This window comes from Streptomyces sp. CG4 (assembly GCF_041080655.1).
In the GTDB taxonomy this organism is placed as follows: Bacteria; Actinomycetota; Actinomycetes; order Streptomycetales; family Streptomycetaceae; genus Streptomyces.
In genome coordinates this window covers 5297157-5312894 of record NZ_CP163525.1, presented here as the reverse complement: position 1 = coordinate 5312894, position 15738 = coordinate 5297157, and the positions used below count along the sequence as shown (strand labels likewise).

Here is a 15738-nt window from a genome sequence, read left to right as displayed (position 1 = left end):
GGTAAAGGGATCCGGAACCACCGGGACCCCACTCGACGTTCTTCGGGGTGACGGTAGCTTCGTCGGCACAGAAACCTAAAAGGGAAGGACTCCCAATCATGGCTGTAAGCCTGTCCAAGGGTGGCAACGTCTCGCTCACCAAGGAGGCTCCGGGCCTGACCGCCGTCACCGTGGGCCTCGGCTGGGACGTCCGCACCACGACCGGCACGGACTTCGACCTGGACGCCTCCGCGATCGCGGTGAACGCGCAGGGCAAGGTCTACTCGGACGCGCACTTCGTCTTCTTCAACAACAAGCAGACCCCGGACAACTCCATCGTCCACACCGGTGACAACACCACCGGCCAGGGCGAGGGCGACGACGAGGCGATCAACGTCAACCTGGCCGCGCTCCCGGCCGACATCGACAAGGTCGTCTTCCCCGTCTCCATCTACGACGCCGAGAACCGCGGCCAGAACTTCGGCCAGGTCCGCAACGCCTACATCCGCATCGTCAACCAGGCCGGCGGCGCCGAGATCGCCCGCTACGACCTCTCCGAGGACGCCGCCACCGAGACGGCCATGGTCTTCGGCGAGCTGTACCGCAACGGCGCGGAGTGGAAGTTCCGCGCCGTGGGCCAGGGCTACGCCTCGGGCCTGGTCGGCATCGCCAAGGACTTCGGCGTCAACGTCTGACAGACGCTGCCCCGAGCCACGACCAGAGCCTCACGGGTGGGCCGGCTTGCCGTCTCCGTACAGCCAGTCCTTCCAGATCTCACTGAAGTCGTGGCCCGGGGCCTTCTTCTCCACGTACGCGGTGAAGTCGGCGGTGTCCACGTTGCCGTAGCGATGGGTGGCGGCCCAGCCCTGGATGATGGCGTAGAAGGTGTCGTCGCCGACCTTCTGCCGGATCTTCTGCAGAACCATCGCGCCGCGCAGGTAGACGGGGCTGTCGGAGATATGGGCCGCGCTCGACGGCTTCGCCGGCGGGTAGGCCCAGATGGCCTCGTTGTCGCCGTTGTAGAGGTCCATGAAGGTCTGCTGGGCGCTCTCGCCGCCGTGGTCCTCCCCGTACAGCCACTCCGCGTAGGTGGCAAAGCCCTCGTTGAGCCACATGTCCTGCCAGGACCTGGGGGTGACCGAGTCGCCGTACCACTGGTGGGCCAGTTCGTGCACGAGCGTCTCGGTGTTGAACTGGTCGGCGGGAATGACCGGCCGGTTCTGGGTCTCCAGGGCGTAACCGGCGTCGCTGTCGCCGGTGACGATCGCGCCGGTGGAGGAGAAGGGGTACGGCCCGAAGTTGTACTCCTCCCAGTCGACGATGTCGGAGAGCTTCGCCAGCACCTCCTTGCTCTCCTTCGCCTCGGCGTGGTCGACGGCGGCGACGATGGGCAGGCCGTGCGGGCCCCTGGTGCGGGTGATGTCGTAGTGGCCGACGGCGACCGTGGCGAGATAGCCGGCCATGGGCTGCGCGGTGTGCCAGTGAAAGCTCGTACGGCCGCCCTGGGTGGACTGGTCCGCCAGCTCGCCGTTGGAGACCGCCTGGAGCCCCTTCGGGACGGTGACCGTGATGTCGTAGGTCGCCTTGTCGGAGGGATGGTGGTTGCCGGGGAACCAGGCCATGGAGCCGACCGGTTCGCCGAGGCCGAGACCGCCGTCGGCGGTGGGCAGCCAGCCCTCCTTCGAACCGTCGGGGTCGGTGAGCGTGCGCGGAGTGCCCGAGTAGCGGACGGTGGTGCGGAACGTCTCGCCCTTGCTCAGGTCGTCGTGCGGGCGCACGGTGAGTTCCTGGCCGGCCCGGGCGAAGAGGGCCTTTCTGCCCTCCACGGTGACCGAGTCCACCTGCAGCCCGGCGAGGTCGAGATTGAACGCGGACAGGTCCTGGGTGGCGCGGGCGGTGATGACCGCCGTGCCGGTGAGACGGCGGCCTGCGGGGGTGTAGTCGAGGGCGAGGTCGTAGTGGTCGACGTCGTAGCCGCCGTTGCCGGCCTTCGGGAAATACGGGTCGCGTACGCCGGAGCCGCCCGGGGTGCCGTGCACACCGCCGCCGCATGCGGTGGTCGTGAGAGCGAGGGCGAACAGGGCCGCGGCGGGTGGGACAAGGCGTACGGATCTGGACATGTCAGTGATCTTATGTTCAGGGGTGCAGGGGGAAGCGTGTCACCATCTCTTCCGTGCTCGACATCGGCTACGCCCTCTCCAACCGGTTCCCGGACCCCCCGCAGACCGACTACCGCCGCGCGGACGTCCACGCCCTGCGCCACGACCTGTTCTGCGGTGACGTGTATCTCGCGGACACCAAGACCGACCGGGAGCTGTCCACAGCCTGGGGATGGGTGCCGGTGCTCGACTTCGCGTGGGCGCTGTGCGACATCGTGGAACAGCTGGACCGGGATCCGATGGGCTCCCGCGCCGCCCGGCCGCAGCGGGCGGACCTGGACTTCACCGAGTCCACCGACCGCATGCTCTTCGAGCGCCGCTTCGGCTGGGTGGACATCACCGCCGACTGGGCGCCGGCGGAGGAGCCCCCGCTCTCCTTCTCCCACGCCGAACTGCGCCGCGAGGCCCGCGACTTCCTGCACGACCTGCTCGCGGACCTCACCGACCTGCACGAGGACCTGTCGGAGAACCCGGCCGTCTGGACACTGCAGGCCCGCTTTCCCCGGGTTCCGTAAGTCCGCCTGCCGGCCCTGGGGCTGCCGTCCCCGGACCGGCTGATTCACTCCACCCGGATACCCAGTTCCGCCGCCAACACCGGTGCCAGGTCGAGCAGTTGGGCCGTACTGATCACCGCCCCCGACAGCCGGTCCAGCCCGCGCACGATCTCCAGCGGAGCGGCCCCGCGCAGGTCCACGTCCGTCAGCGTCGCGCTGCCGAAGTCCGCCTCTCTCAGCGCACAGTCGACGAACTCCACCCGCTCCAGGCGCGCGCCCGCGAAGTCCGGCTCGACCAGGACACAGGACTCGAACACGACGTCCTTGAGGCGGGCCTCGCGCAGGTTCAGATAGTCGATCTTGCCGCCGCGCACCACGACCCGCTCCAGGACGGCGCCGTGCAACTGCGTGCCGCCCAGCCGGGCGTCGATCAGCTCGACGTCCCGGAACGTGGACTCGGCGAGATGCGTCCCCACCCCGCGCAGACCGGTCAGGACCGAGTCCAGCACTCTGGCCCGGCCCAGCGCCGTGCCGTCCACCGCGCAGCCCGTCAGCGCGCAGTCCATGAACCGGGCGCCCACACCGTCCTGCCCCGTCAGGTCCGCGTCTGTGAACTCCAGCCCGTCATAGTCCCCGTCGGGCTCCAGCTCTCCCCCCTGCCACGGCTCCAGGGGCGGCAGCCGCAGCTCCGGCCGTCGCGCACCCTTCACCCCCGCCCGGCCCGCCGCACGGCCGCCGTCCGTCGCTCTCCTCGCCATGCCCTCCATGCTGCACCCCACCACTGACAATCCGCCCTGACCTGGGAAAACGCGGCCCGTGTCACATTCCGGCGCCCCCTCGCCGTCGTAGTCACGACCCATCGCAGTGACCAAGCAGCCGTACGGACCGGCCACACAGATCCGCCGCACCGACCCGCCGTACGCACGGACCGGATGACCTGACCCGAGGGAGGACCCACCTCATGCCCCAGCCCCGCATCACCGTCATCGGTGGCGGCTTCGCCGGACTCACCGCCGCGATCACCGCCGCCGAGGCAGGCGCCGAGGTCACCCTGTACGAGGCCCATCACACCCTGGGCGGCCGCGCCCGCACCGCCGAGGGGCCGTACCGCACCAACGAGGGCCCGCACGCCCTCTACAACGGCGGCCCGCACTGGACCTGGCTCAAGCGGCGCGACCTCATCGGCCCGCTCGCCCCGATCCCGCCCCTGGACGCCGCCCGGCTGCGGCTGCGCCACCACGGCGCCCTGCGCCGCACCCCGCCCTTCGGGATGCTGAAACTGCTGCGCCCCGGCGTCCGGCAGGCCCCCGTCGACACCGACTTCCAGAGCTGGGCGACCGGTGTCGCCGGCGAGGAGGGCGCCCGCGCCGCCGCCCACTACGCGGCCGTCGCCCTCTTCCACCACGACCCGGGCGCCCTGTCCGCCGCGTTCGTACAGGAACGCCTGCGCCGGGCCACCACACTGCCGCCGGAGGCGCACTACCCGGTCGGCGGCTGGGGTCCGCTGATCGAGCGGATGGCCGCACTGGCCTGGAAGCTGGGCGTGCGGGTCGAGACGCTGTCCCGCGTCGACGAACTGCCCACCGGCACACCCGTGATCGTCGCGACCTCCCTGGCCGCCGCCCGGCAGCTGCTCGGCGACGTCTCGCTGACCTGGCCGAGCGGCCGTACCGTCCTGCTCGACCTCGCCCTGCGGACCCGGCGCGGCGACCCCTTCATCCTCTCCGACCTCGACGCCACCGGCTGGTTCGAACGGTGCACCGCGCCGGACCACACCCTCGCGCCGGCCGGGGAACAGCTGGTCCAGGCGCAGCTGCCGATCGGGCCGGACGAGACCCGCGCCGACGGGCTGGCCCGCGCCGAGGAACTGCTCGATCTGGGGTTCCGGGACTGGCGACAGCGGCTGACCTGGCGGCGGGAGGCCGTGGCGGACGGCCGTACCGGGGCCGTGGACCTGCCCGGGAGCACCTGGCGGGACCGGCCCGGCGTCGACCGGGGCGACGGGGTCTATCTCGCGGGCGACTCGGTGGCGGCGCCGGGCGTGCTGTCGGAGGTGTCCTTCAACAGCGCGGTCACGGCGGTCTCCCTGATCCTCGGCCGGACCACGGTTGATCTCAAGCGTGCTTGAGGCCGGCGGGTGGGCGTACACACGACAGCCGTCCTCTCAGTGCCGCCCCGCCACCCGGTCCGCGATCTTCGCCAGCCGGGACGAGCCCGTCCCCGGTCGACGTCGTTCCCGCTGGTCGGCAGTCCGGTACGTGGCATACATGCCATGGACGCCGAGCCAGCGGAAAGGTTCCGGCTCCCAGGTGCGGACCCTGTGGTCGACCCAGGGCAGGTCGGTCAGTTCGGTGCGGCCGCCCTGGCCGGAGTCCTGCTGGACCAGGTCGCGCAGGGTGCGGCCGGCCAGGTTGGTGGTGGCGACGCCGGAGCCGACGTAGCCGCCGGCCCAGCCGAGGCCGGTGGCGCGGTCGAGGGTGACGGTGGCGCACCAGTCGCGCGGGACGCCGAGGACGCCCGACCAGGCGTACTCCACGCGCACGCCCGCGAGGGACGGGAAGAAACGGGTGAGGATCTCGTGCAGGGCGTCGATGGTGGCCGTCTGGGTGCGGCCGTCATTGTCGGTGCGCGAGCCGAAGCGGTACGGGACGCCGCGGCCGCCGAGGGCGATGCGGCCGTCGGCGGTGCGCTGGGCGTACATGTAGGCGTGGGCCATGTCGCCGAGGGCCTCGCGGCCGTTCCAGCCGATCGCGGACCACTGCGCCTCGGTGAGCGGCTCGGTGGCGATCATGGAGGAGTTCATGGGGAGCCAGGTGCGCTTCTGGCCCTTCAGGGAGGCGGTGAAGCCTTCGGTGCAGCGCAGGACGTAGGAGGCGCGGACCGTGCCGTAGGGGGTGACGGCGTGCCGGGGGCGGATCTCGGTCACCGGGGTGGATTCGTGGATGGTGACCCCGAGGGATTCGACGGTGGCCGCGAGGCCTTTGACCAGTTTGGCCGGGTGCAGTCGGGCGCCGTGCGGGGTCCAGGTGGAGCCGACGGCGTCGGCGATGCGGATCCGTTCGGCGGTCTCGCGGGCGCCGTAGAGTTCGCGGTCCTTTTCGCCGTACGACAGCTCGTGCTCGTGGAACGCCTTGAGGCGGGCCAACTGGGCGGGTGTGGTGGCCACTTCGAGGACGCCGCCCCGGTGCATGTCGGCGTCGATGCGCTCGGTCTCGGTGACCGCGATCACCTCGGCGACGGTGTCGTTCATGGCCTTCTGCAGCCGTACGGCGGCCTCGTGGCCGTGCAGTGCGGCGTAGCGGCCGCGGCCGGCGATGCCGTTGTAGAGCCAGCCGCCGTTGCGGCCGGAGGCGCCGTAGCCGCAGAACTTCTGTTCCAGGACGGTGATGCGCAGGTAGGGGGCGGCCTTCTTCAGGTAGTAGGCCGTCCAGAGGCCGGTGTAGCCGCCGCCGATGATGGCGACGTCGGCCGATGCGTCGCCGGACAGGGGTTCCCGTACGGGCGGGAGGCCGTCGTCGGCGTACCAGTAGGAGATTCCGCCGTTGACGACGCTGCTTGCCGAGCTGCTCATGGCCGGGACGTTAACCCCTGAGGGCGGCCAGTGTCTCCTTCGGATTCCATGCTTTTCCGCGGCCCCTGGCCAGGGGGTAGCAGGCCAGGCCGATGAGGACGGAGAGGAAGTGGCCGAGGTCGGTGAAGGTCGGTCCTTCGGCGAGTGGCAGTCCGTAGAAGATCAGTACGGCGAGGAGGTAGGGGTATCGCCAGGGGGGCGTGATCCGGTAGGTGAGGACGGCGATGACACCGGCCAGTGCGTAACTCACGCCGATGTCGAGGGTGTTGACGGCGGAGCGGTGGGCCATGCCGCCCTGGATCGCGACGAGGAGCGCCCCCTCGCTGATGAGTGAGGCCAGGACGTGGGCGAGTGCGCAGACCGCGAGCCAGCGGGGCGTGCCGAGCCAGCGTTCGGCCTGTGCGTGGAAGAGGCTGTACAGGAGGACGTACGGGAGCCAGTGGCCGCTGTCGATCCACAGGGCGCTCGCGACGAGGACGCGCACCGGGTTGTGGGACAGCTCGTGGATGTTGGTCGACCGCTGCCGCAGGAAGTGCTGCTCGAAGGCCGGTGACATCTGGTGGAGCGCGACGGTGGTGATGAAGAGGACGGCCAGCCACACATAGGTGCCCGGAGCGCTGCGGATGTACGCCCACACTCCGCCGGGGCCCCGGTAATTTCGCATGAGCCGATTCACGCACGTCAGTATCGTCCGGTCCATGATTGACATTCCCGCCGATCTCGCGGAAGCGCAGGAGACGTACAACGGCCCGGCGGGCCGGGCCTTCATCGCCGGGCTGCCGGACCTGACGGCGGGCTTCCTGGACCGCTGGCGCCTGCGGCTCGACGGGCCCGCCATGAACGGGGTCAGTGCGCTGGTGCTGCCGGTGGTTCGGGCCGACGGCGGCCGGGCCGTCCTCAAGCTGCAGCTGCCGGACGAGGAGAGCGAGGGCGAGCCGGTCGCGCTGCGGGTGTGGGACGGTGCCGGGGCCGTACGGCTGCTGGATCACGATCCGCAGACGGGCACGATGCTGCTGGAGCGGCTGGACGAGTCCCGGATGCTCTCCGCCGTGGCGGACACGCGCGCGGCCGTCCTGGTCGTGGGCCGGCTGCTGGCTCGTCTCACCTCTTTTCCGGCGCCGCCCGGGATGCGTCGGCTCGGGGACATCGCCGGGGCGATGCTGGAGCAGACGCCGTGGGCGTTGGAGCGCATTCCGGACCCGGCGGTACGGCGTCTGGTCGCGGACTGTGCGGCCGCCGTGCGTGAGGTCGTCGCCGAGCCCGGGGACCGGCTGCTGCACTGGGATCTGCATTTCGAGAACGTCCTCGCCGGCGAGCGCGCCGACTGGCTGGCCATCGACCCCAAGCCGCTGGCCGGTGATCCGGGTTTCGAGCTGTGGCCCGCGCTGGTCAACCGTTTCGAGGCGGCCGAGGTGCGCCGGCGCTTCGACGCGCTGACGGACGTCCTCGGCCTGGACCGGGAGCGGGCCCGTGCCTGGACGCTGGGCCGGCTGCTGCAGAACGCGCTGTGGGACGTGGAGGACGGGCAGCCGGTCGAGGAGCGGCAGCTGGAGATCGCGCGCCGGCTTCGCTGAGCCTTGATCGGGGGATCAGCTCTCGTCGGCAGCCGGAAGCTCCGGCCAGCCCTTGCCGCGCTCGTCGGGCACCGGAAGCGGCTGCCGGCACGGCGTGGAGGCGTCGATCTCCGGTGCGGCCCGGACCAGCGAGGCAGCCGTGGCCGCCGCCTCCGAGCGGTTCGGCACGGAGACGGCGAGGAGGCGGAACGGGGCACCGGGGCGCAGTTCGACGCATACGACGGGTCTGCCGGGCCGCAGGACGACGAAGTCCGCCCCGGCGAGGTGGCCGCGTGTCCCGACGCACCGGGTCCCGGGAATCCACACCCCGCGCCGCGGGTCACCGCGCAGCGCGCGCCACCAGGCGGGTTCGACGGTCACCCGGCACACCGCGGCGAGCGGCACCCGTACGTCACCACGCCGCGCGGCAACCCGTTCCCGCCACGTCAGACGGACGAACAGGTCGTCACCGCGGACCTCCATGCGGGCCATCGCCGGCCTCTCCACGCAGGACGAGCAGGACGAGCAGAACGCGCAGGACGACCGGCGGGGCCGTCCTGCGCGCCTCACGCCCCTTTCGATCCTCAGAACCTCAGTCCTCAGAACCTCGGTCCTCAGAACCTCGGTCCTCAGAACCTCGGTCCTCAGGACTCGGCGATCTCGATGTGGCGCGGCTTCGTGGCCTGCGCCTTGGGTACGGTGACGGTCAGCATGCCGTCGCAGAGCGTCGCGTGGACCTCCTCCGACCTGACGTCGGCGGGCAGCAGGGCCGCGTACTCGAAACGGCCGCTGCGGCGGGTGCTGCGGCGCAGGACGCCCTCGCGCTCCTGCTCCTTGTACTCCCCCGTGATGCGCAGCTCGCGCGCGCCCATCTCGATGTCGATGTCGTCCCGCTTGATTCCCGGCAACTCCGCCTCGATCACATAGGCGTCGTCGGTCTCCCGCATGTCGGCCGCGGGGGACCAGGCCATCGCGGCGGGAGCGGCAGCGGCGGCGCCTTCGAGCAGCCGGTTCATGCGCTCGAACAGCTCATCGAACTCGGCGGCGACGGGCTCACCCCAGCCGAAGGCGTGGAACGGCCTCTCCAGCAGACTGCCGTGCCGGTGTCGGACAGGCAGCGTCATCGGGGTTCACCTCCCCGAATGTAGGTACATGTGCACTTCTCATACTCCATGTACCCATGTGTGGAGCCCCCTGTCGGATTCGAACCGACGACCTTCGCTTTACAAGTGGGATCGAATCCTTGCTGGGGGGTGCTCGACGCTGCCGCGGGGTGCTGTTCTGCCTGATCAGCGCCCTGCGGCGGCGTACTCCATCCGGCTCATGACGCCTCGTGCCGGGCGGTCCGCTCACGCATCGCTCACGCACGAAGGGGGGTGTGACCGGCTGCGTTGGTGAGCTTCGACGCCAGGGAGCGAGTTCTCTCCGGGTACCGAAAGTGGCTGCCGACACGGCGCGGGTGCCCGCAGTTGCACGCACACCACGGTTCTGCCAGGGCCGAGTGCGAGTCCGCCCCGGCGTGGTGGCCGCGCGCGTCGGCGCGCCGGGCGGCGAAAGGTCAGACGCCGCGCTCCAGGCTGCTCGCATGGCACGCCACCAGCAGGGCTCGGCCATCAGCCCTGCAATGGGCATGTCTGTGGCCGTCTGCACCCTGATCAGATCACAGGCCCCCGGTCCCTCGTCTCCGTCGACTGGACAGCAACTCTTCTACAGCAATTCCAAGGCCGAGCTCTGGAACGACATCCAGCCAGGCTTCTGCTTCACGCGCCAGGTCTGTGTCGGCAACCCTGCCTTGAAACCAAGACAATTTTTCCAACAGAACAAGCACCGCATGAAGTTCGACGCCCCCTTCGAAGCTGACCGCTCGATCGAATTCCTCTCCCTGCGGCAGACCGGCACCCAAAGCCCTGAGATAGCGGTCACGCCTGATACTGGCCGCCCTCGATGCCCGCTCACGAGTGAAAGTCAGGCAACCCAGTAGCCGCTCTGCCACGGCATCGACTCGAAAAGAAGCAGGCACATCCCGAGCCCCTTCATCCACCGCTAGCCGAGCAAACCTCATGTACTCCCGGGTGATGATTACCGGGTCATGGACGTTCAATTCTCGCTCGACGAAATCGAGCAGACTCGCCGCAAAGGAAAGACGCCGCTCCAGGTCGATGCCCTGATCTTGGTTGGCGGGATAGTAGTCGGTGAAAGCGACGTCGACCAGAGTAAGAACCCACCGCGCCTGTCGCCCTGGAGGCACCGGCGGGACGAACCCTCGCAGGGCCTTCGATAGGTGCGCGGGTTCGATCCTGATGAGCGAGCCATAGTCAGCGATCGGGCTGTACCGGTCGCTCCGGTTGTTCAAAGTCATCACCCCCCCCGGAACGGTTGGATCGCGTTTTCGGGGACCTCTACGCCTGCGTTCCAGAAAACGTTGACGCCTCATTGGAGGTACGAGTCAGAGGCGTCGGGTTCAGCCATCGGACAGGAAGTAGAGGAATGCCGCCACCTGCGTCACGGCCTTTGTGGTTCTTACCCGACCTCGTCCAACCGCAGCTTCGCCAGATCTGGCAGACCACCGAGCGAAGTCAGCACAGACCGGTCTGGATTCGTCAGGTATACAAGGATCGGATAGTCAGGAAAATCTGGCTCTGACTGATACCCTTCCTCGTCGGTCCAGTTCTCTTCCACGGTTGCCTTATCGAAATGAGCACTCCGCAGTAGAAAGTAGACGCCACCCGCGTACGAACTCTCGCGCTCCTCCAATGCAGCAGAAAGCGTTCGGGCTAGGTTCTCGCTGACTTCAGCGATGTCTGCACCGGTGGATCCGAAGAGGTAAAAACGGTCGGGCACACCGTCCTCCGTCCGTACTTCTCATGGCTTCTTAGCGACAAGGCAGGGCTTTTGCGCAATCGCCGCTTCCGTGGACTCGTAGATCATGAATTTGACCTCACGTCCGCCCAGCGAGGCCGACAGATCGTTCGCCAAATTCAGCAGACCCATTTGACGAAGTTGATAGTCTTTCAGTGGACCTGTCCGAGTGCCTCGCGACCGCAGTTGAATGTTCGAATTCTTCGCGCGCTTGAGAAGGCTCGGACCAGTGAGCGCTATGTCGTAGTCACTGGTGCGCCCTTCGTCGAATGGCTCCCCTGTCCTGTAGCTAGTGCCGGTGAGCTTCCCTGGAAAACCGCTTCAGCATCCGAAAATCCGAGTTCATTCAGGCCATCGTACAACTTAGTCAGAAACTGCTGGTACTGGGCGGTGTCCGAGAAGCCGCGCGGGATGTACGGATTGGCTCCGCTGAGTGCCGGGTCATCGCCATGAGCCGCACCTGGGCCGAACCTGCGCGGTTGGGTCGTGGTCGGTTCGACAGCGTCCTTTTCCCAGCCGGTCAGTCCGCCGAGGCCGGTGAGGAGGATCTGCTGGGTGAGTTGGTCGCCGGCCGCGTCGTACTGGTCGGCGAGTTGGTCGCACCCTTGCTGGCGCAGCATTTCGGCAGCGCGGTAGAGGCGGTAGGCGGGGCGGACGGGGAAGTACTTGTCGAGGAAGGCGCCAGCGCCGCCGTTGCGGCCGGAGACGGCGTCACCGAGGTCGCCGATGAAGGTGAAGGGGAGTTCGGCGCCTTCCTTCAGGCCGCTGCCGATGGCTTTGAGGCGGCTGGTGATCGGATCCCACCAGCTCTGGCCCGATAGGTCGACGGCGTACGTCGGCCGGTCACCGGTGTAGCTGTACGCCGAGGTGTAGGGCTCGGCCTGCTGCGGCTGGATGGGGTCGGTGGTGGTGAAGCGGCCGGTGATGGGGTCGTAGTTGCGGGCGCGGAGGTTGTAGCCGGCGGCCTTGGTGGTGGGTTCGGTGTACTGACCGGTGTACGTGAAGGGGTTGGCCGGCGGGCTGGTGGCGGTGTTGGTCTGGGTGGATTGGCCGTAGGCGGTGTAGGGCCAGCTGGACTGGAGGTTGCCGGTGGCGTCGGTGAGGTCGGTGACGGAACCGAGTTGGTCGTGGTGCTGGAAGTATGCGGCGCCACTGGGCAGCGTCCGGGACTGGATCTGCTCCAGCGGGCTGTACTGGTAGGCGGCGGTGAGGGCGCCGCTGCCGGTGTAGTCGGCGGCTGCCTGCGGGAGGGCGAGGACCGCCTGTACGCGCTGTGGCACCTGATCGCCTTCCGCGGGCTGCGGCGAGGCGAGGCATGCGGGCAGAGGTGGACCGACACGCATCTCGACGACGGCCGTATCACCGTCGCCAAGCAGCTCGTCGTGAGTGGCTGGGAGGTGTACGAGGACGATCCCAAGACCGACGCAGGCGCCCGCACCATCGCGCTCGACTCCGACACGGTCCGAGCCCTCACATGGCACCGCGTCCAGCAGGACAAGGACCGCGAGGAGTGGGAGAGCGCCTGGGTGGAGACCGGCCGCGTCTTCACCAAGGAGAACGGCGAGATGCTCCGCCCCGCCAACGTCACGCGCCGGTTCATCGAGCTGTACGAGGAGATCGGCCTCCCGCCGATCCGACTGCACGACCTGCGGCACGGCGCGGCGACCCTCGCTCACGCGGCCGGGGCCGACCTGAAGGACATCCAGGAGATGCTCGGCCACTCCTCGATCACCATCACGGCGGACACGTACACGAGCTTGCTTCCCGAGGCCGACCTCGCCATCGCCGAGGCCGCCGCCCGCCTCGTACCACGTGCTCACCTGACAGGTGATGCCGAGAAGGCCGAAGCCGAGCCAGAGGTCGCCGATGGCGTGAAATCCGGCGCCGAAGGCGTGCCGACGGATGCCGGGGAATCCGCAGCCCAGCTGGGCCCTGGTGACGCATCCGCTCACGCACCGCTCACGCAAACGGCCCCGGACGGGGAGTCCGAGGCCGAATAGGGCGTGCCGCCTGGGATAACCCCCAGGTCAGAGCGAGTTTTCCAGAGCCCCCTGTCGGATTCGAACCGACGACCTTCGCTTTACAAGAGCGGCGCTCTGACCAGCTGAGCTAAGGAGGCCTGCGCATGGGCGCCCGTGCAGTGTACCCAGGTCTGGGGCTGCCCCTGTCGAAAATTTCCGCGAAGTTCACAGTCGTCTTGGTGCTGACAGAGCGAGTGAACGGCAGGTACCGTCGTGAGCCAGTTCACCCGCGTGGACTACACCACCACCTTCCTACAACGGATCGTCCGGCACGTTCCTGCCGGTAGAAGGGGGCCCATCACCATGGCCACTGTCACGTTCGACAAGGCGACCCGGATCTACCCGGGTTCCACGAAGCCCGCCGTCGACTCGCTCGACATCGCGATCGAGGACGGCGAATTCCTCGTCCTGGTCGGCCCGTCGGGCTGCGGAAAGTCCACGTCGCTGCGGATGCTCGCGGGACTGGAGGACGTCAATGGCGGCGCCATCCGGATCGGTGACCGCGACGTCACGCACCTGCCGCCGAAGGACCGGGACATCGCCATGGTGTTCCAGAACTACGCGCTGTACCCGCACATGACGGTCGCCGACAACATGGGCTTCGCGCTCAAGATCGCCGGTGTCAACAAGGCGGAGATCCGGCAGAAGGTCGAGGAGGCCGCGAAGATCCTCGACCTGACCGAGTACCTGGACCGGAAGCCGAAGGCGCTGTCCGGTGGTCAGCGCCAGCGTGTCGCGATGGGCCGTGCCATCGTCCGGGAGCCGCAGGTCTTCCTCATGGACGAGCCGCTGTCGAACCTGGACGCCAAGCTCCGGGTCAGCACGCGTACGCAGATCGCGTCGCTGCAGCGCCGTCTCGGCATCACCACCGTCTACGTCACCCACGACCAGGTCGAGGCCATGACGATGGGCGACCGGGTCGCCGTACTCAAGGACGGTGTGCTGCAGCAGGTCGACTCGCCGCGGAGCATGTACGACAGGCCCGCGAACCTCTTCGTCGCCGGTTTCATCGGCTCCCCGGCCATGAACCTGGTCGAGGTGCCGATCACCGACGGCGGGGTGAAGTTCGGCAACAGCGTCGTCCCGGTCAACCGCGAGGCCCTGAAGGCCGCCTCCGACAAGGGCGACCGCACGGTGACCGTCGGCGTCCGGCCCGAGCACTTCGACGTGGTCGAGCTGGGCGGCGGTGCCGGCGCGTCGCTGTCCAAGGACAGCGCGGACGCCCCGGCCGGTCTGGCCGTCTCCGTGAACGTGGTCGAGGAGCTGGGCGCCGACGGCTACGTCTACGGCACCGCCGAGGTCGGTGGCGAGGTCAAGGACCTGGTCGTCCGGGTCAACGGCCGTCAGGTGCCGGAGAAGGGCGCCACGCTGCACGTGGTGCCGCGGCCGGGCGAGACCCACGTGTTCTCGACGTCCACGGGTGAGCGCCTCTCCGACTGATCCGGTCCCTGGAGCCGGTCCCTGGAGCCTGTCCCTTGATCCGGTCCCTTGATCCGGTCCCTTCGGCTCGCCCTTTCGGCTGATTCCTCCGACTGAGCAGCGCGTTTGCGCCGAAGTTGACGAAAGGGGCCCCACGGAGTGCCGTGGGGCCCCTTTTGTGTGCCATCTCTGCCCGGATATAACCCGGCACAGCGATCATTTCGGGCACAGCCCGTCAACCCTTTACCCAGAAAGAAGAGCCTTTTCATCCCCCGAAAGGGTGACTAAATGTCGCCAAATCATTACCCCGCGCTACCCTCACACGCGTGAAGCACTCCACCATCCCGCAGACACGACGCGGCCACCGGGGCGGCCCTGCCCGCCGGATCGGCCGCACTCTCGCCCTCGTCCTGCCCGTCGTCCTGGTGCTCTCCGGGACCCTCGCGGTCACCCGGGTCAACTGGACGGGAAGCCCCTCCAGCTCGCTGCTGACCGCCTCGGACGTCTCCGCCAAGAAGGTCGCCCGCGCCCCACAGGAGGAGCTCCGCGACCAGCTGATGGGCGAGCTCCAGGAGAAGAACCCGGGCGTCGTCCTCACCCACCTCCAGCAGGCGGTCAACGGACACCCCTCGCTGGCCCAGCACTGCGCCTCCATCGCCCGCGCCCTCGGCCAGGCCGCGGTGCGCATGTACGGCGCCTCGCGCGCCCAGTCCTACGCCCGCCCGGTGTGCGACACGTCGTTCGCCTCCGGCGTGCTCGCCGCACACAGCTGACGTTCGCCCCGGAGTCCCGGAGGCGGCGGCTCCCGCCGGCGGCCCCTCCTCCTTCCGACCCCTCCTCCGACCCCTCCTCCTTCCGGCGGCCGCTTCCAACGGCTCCGTGTAACGGCTCCTCAGGAAGCGTGCCGCTGTGGGCCGGTCCGAGTGGGGCGCCACGTACAGTGCGGTCATGACCCTTCCCAACGCCGCGTCGCGCCCCACTCAAGCCGTGGTCCTGGCCGGTGGCCAGGGCTCCCGGCTGCGTCCTTACACCGACGACCGGCCCAAGCCGATGGTCGAGATCCCCGGTACGGGCACTCCGATCATCGGCCATCAGCTGACCTGGCTCGCCGAGGAAGGCGTGACCGACGTGGTGGTCTCCTGCGGCCATCTCGCGGAAGTCCTGCAGAAGTGGCTGGACTCCGCCGATCTGCCCGTGTCGGTCAGCACCGTCGTGGAGACCGAGCCGCTCGGCCGGGGCGGTGGCCTCAAGTACGCCGCCGCGCATCTTCCGCGCCCGGATCAGCCCTGGTACGCCACCAACGGCGACATCTGGACCCGGTTCTCGCTGCGCGACATGGCCGACTTCCACACCGAGCGGGATGCCACGGCCACGTTGGCGCTGGCCCGGCCGCGTATCCCCTGGGGCGCGGTGGAGACGGACGGGTTCGGGCACATCACCGACTTCATCGAGGCCCCGCCGTCGACGTTCGAGATCAACGCGGGTGTCTACGTCTTCTCGCCGGGCTTCGCCTCGCTGCTGCCGGAGCGGGGGGATCATGAGCGGACGACGTTTCCCGGGCTGGCCCGGGAGCGGAAGCTGTTCGGGTTCCCGATTCCGCAGGGGGCGTACTGGCGGGCCATCGACACGGCGAAGGATCTGACCGAGGCGGCGAAGGAGTTGGCGGCCTTGGGACGGTAGCCG

Annotated in this window: 18 protein-coding genes and 1 tRNA gene; 8 read left to right on the top strand and 11 right to left on the bottom strand. The window is 68.9% G+C overall.

Annotated features, from left to right (window positions below; genetic code table 11):
- Positions 1 to 98: 98 nt before the first annotated feature.
- A complete protein-coding gene (locus AB5L52_RS24190; protein WP_351029214.1) occupies positions 99 to 674 on the top strand; it encodes a TerD family protein in 576 nt (191 codons plus the stop codon).
- A gap of 30 nt (positions 675 to 704) precedes the next feature.
- Here AB5L52_RS24190 and AB5L52_RS24185 read toward each other — a convergent pair whose 3' ends face one another.
- Entirely contained in the window at positions 705 to 2099 is a 1395-nt protein-coding gene (locus tag AB5L52_RS24185) for a M1 family metallopeptidase (RefSeq protein WP_369366130.1), read from the bottom strand.
- A gap of 53 nt (positions 2100 to 2152) precedes the next feature.
- On the opposite strand from AB5L52_RS24185, the gene AB5L52_RS24180 reads away from it, so the two are divergent.
- Positions 2153 to 2653 (top strand): hypothetical protein, encoded by a 501-nt coding sequence (locus AB5L52_RS24180; protein WP_369366129.1) that lies wholly within the window; start codon positions 2153 to 2155, stop codon positions 2651 to 2653.
- Positions 2654 to 2697: 44 nt separating this feature from the next.
- On the opposite strand, the gene AB5L52_RS24175 is transcribed toward AB5L52_RS24180, so the two are convergent.
- The gene (locus AB5L52_RS24175; RefSeq protein WP_351029219.1) at positions 2698 to 3390 is read right to left on the bottom strand and encodes a pentapeptide repeat-containing protein; all 693 of its coding nucleotides are present in this window, start codon (positions 3388 to 3390) and stop codon (positions 2698 to 2700) included.
- Between the two features lie 203 nt (positions 3391 to 3593).
- Here AB5L52_RS24175 and AB5L52_RS24170 point away from each other — a divergent pair, with 203 nt between their 5' ends.
- Complete coding sequence (locus AB5L52_RS24170) at positions 3594 to 4760, top strand: NAD(P)-binding protein (protein WP_351029220.1); 1167 nt, start codon at positions 3594 to 3596, stop codon at positions 4758 to 4760.
- Between the two features lie 36 nt (positions 4761 to 4796).
- On the opposite strand, the gene AB5L52_RS24165 is transcribed toward AB5L52_RS24170, so the two are convergent.
- The gene (locus AB5L52_RS24165; RefSeq protein ID WP_369366126.1) at positions 4797 to 6203 is read right to left on the bottom strand and encodes an NAD(P)/FAD-dependent oxidoreductase; all 1407 of its coding nucleotides are present in this window, start codon (positions 6201 to 6203) and stop codon (positions 4797 to 4799) included.
- Between the two features lie 10 nt (positions 6204 to 6213).
- Positions 6214 to 6867, bottom strand: coding sequence for a rhomboid-like protein (locus tag AB5L52_RS24160; RefSeq protein ID WP_369366124.1), 654 nt, complete (start codon positions 6865 to 6867; stop codon positions 6214 to 6216).
- Positions 6868 to 6901: 34 nt separating this feature from the next.
- On the opposite strand from AB5L52_RS24160, the gene AB5L52_RS24155 reads away from it, so the two are divergent.
- Positions 6902 to 7777 (top strand): aminoglycoside phosphotransferase family protein, encoded by an 876-nt coding sequence (locus tag AB5L52_RS24155; RefSeq protein ID WP_369366123.1) that lies wholly within the window; start codon positions 6902 to 6904, stop codon positions 7775 to 7777.
- 15 nt (positions 7778 to 7792) lie between these two features.
- On the opposite strand, the gene AB5L52_RS24150 is transcribed toward AB5L52_RS24155, so the two are convergent.
- From AB5L52_RS24150 to AB5L52_RS24125, 6 genes are all read right to left on the bottom strand, one after another.
- Entirely contained in the window at positions 7793 to 8248 is a 456-nt protein-coding gene (locus tag AB5L52_RS24150) for a hypothetical protein (RefSeq protein WP_369366121.1), read from the bottom strand.
- Between the two features lie 152 nt (positions 8249 to 8400).
- Positions 8401 to 8880, bottom strand: coding sequence for an Hsp20/alpha crystallin family protein (locus AB5L52_RS24145; RefSeq protein WP_369366120.1), 480 nt, complete (start codon positions 8878 to 8880; stop codon positions 8401 to 8403).
- A gap of 536 nt (positions 8881 to 9416) precedes the next feature.
- On the bottom strand, positions 9417 to 10115 hold the full coding sequence (locus AB5L52_RS24140) for a hypothetical protein (protein ID WP_369366119.1): 699 nt from the start codon (positions 10113 to 10115) through the stop codon (positions 9417 to 9419).
- Positions 10116 to 10276: 161 nt separating this feature from the next.
- Positions 10277 to 10597: a hypothetical protein gene (locus tag AB5L52_RS24135; RefSeq protein WP_369366118.1), complete on the bottom strand. Its 321-nt coding sequence runs from the start codon at positions 10595 to 10597 to the stop codon at positions 10277 to 10279.
- Positions 10598 to 10618: 21 nt separating this feature from the next.
- Entirely contained in the window at positions 10619 to 10747 is a 129-nt protein-coding gene (locus tag AB5L52_RS24130) for a hypothetical protein (protein WP_369366116.1), read from the bottom strand.
- Between the two features lie 104 nt (positions 10748 to 10851).
- Positions 10852 to 11895, bottom strand: a complete 1044-nt coding sequence (locus tag AB5L52_RS24125) for an RHS repeat-associated core domain-containing protein (protein WP_369366114.1) — start codon at positions 11893 to 11895, stop codon at positions 10852 to 10854.
- Here AB5L52_RS24125 and AB5L52_RS24120 point away from each other — a divergent pair.
- Positions 11785 to 12615: a site-specific integrase gene (locus AB5L52_RS24120; protein ID WP_369368959.1), complete on the top strand. Its 831-nt coding sequence runs from the start codon at positions 11785 to 11787 to the stop codon at positions 12613 to 12615. The genes AB5L52_RS24125 and AB5L52_RS24120 overlap by 111 nt on opposite strands.
- Before the next feature lie 45 nt (positions 12616 to 12660).
- On the opposite strand, the gene AB5L52_RS24115 is transcribed toward AB5L52_RS24120, so the two are convergent.
- A tRNA-Thr gene (locus AB5L52_RS24115) sits at positions 12661 to 12734 on the bottom strand.
- A gap of 205 nt (positions 12735 to 12939) precedes the next feature.
- On the opposite strand from AB5L52_RS24115, the gene AB5L52_RS24110 reads away from it, so the two are divergent.
- From AB5L52_RS24110 to AB5L52_RS24100, 3 genes are all read left to right on the top strand, one after another.
- Positions 12940 to 14076 carry a sn-glycerol-3-phosphate ABC transporter ATP-binding protein UgpC gene (locus AB5L52_RS24110; RefSeq protein ID WP_351032565.1) on the top strand — a complete coding sequence of 379 codons (1137 nt, stop codon included), beginning with the start codon at positions 12940 to 12942 and terminating at the stop codon, positions 14074 to 14076.
- A 305-nt stretch (positions 14077 to 14381) separates the two neighbouring features.
- Complete coding sequence (locus tag AB5L52_RS24105) at positions 14382 to 14828, top strand: hypothetical protein (RefSeq protein ID WP_351032566.1); 447 nt, start codon at positions 14382 to 14384, stop codon at positions 14826 to 14828.
- Positions 14829 to 15003: 175 nt separating this feature from the next.
- A complete protein-coding gene (locus tag AB5L52_RS24100; protein WP_351032568.1) occupies positions 15004 to 15735 on the top strand; it encodes a nucleotidyltransferase family protein in 732 nt (243 codons plus the stop codon).
- Positions 15736 to 15738 lie beyond the last annotated feature (3 nt).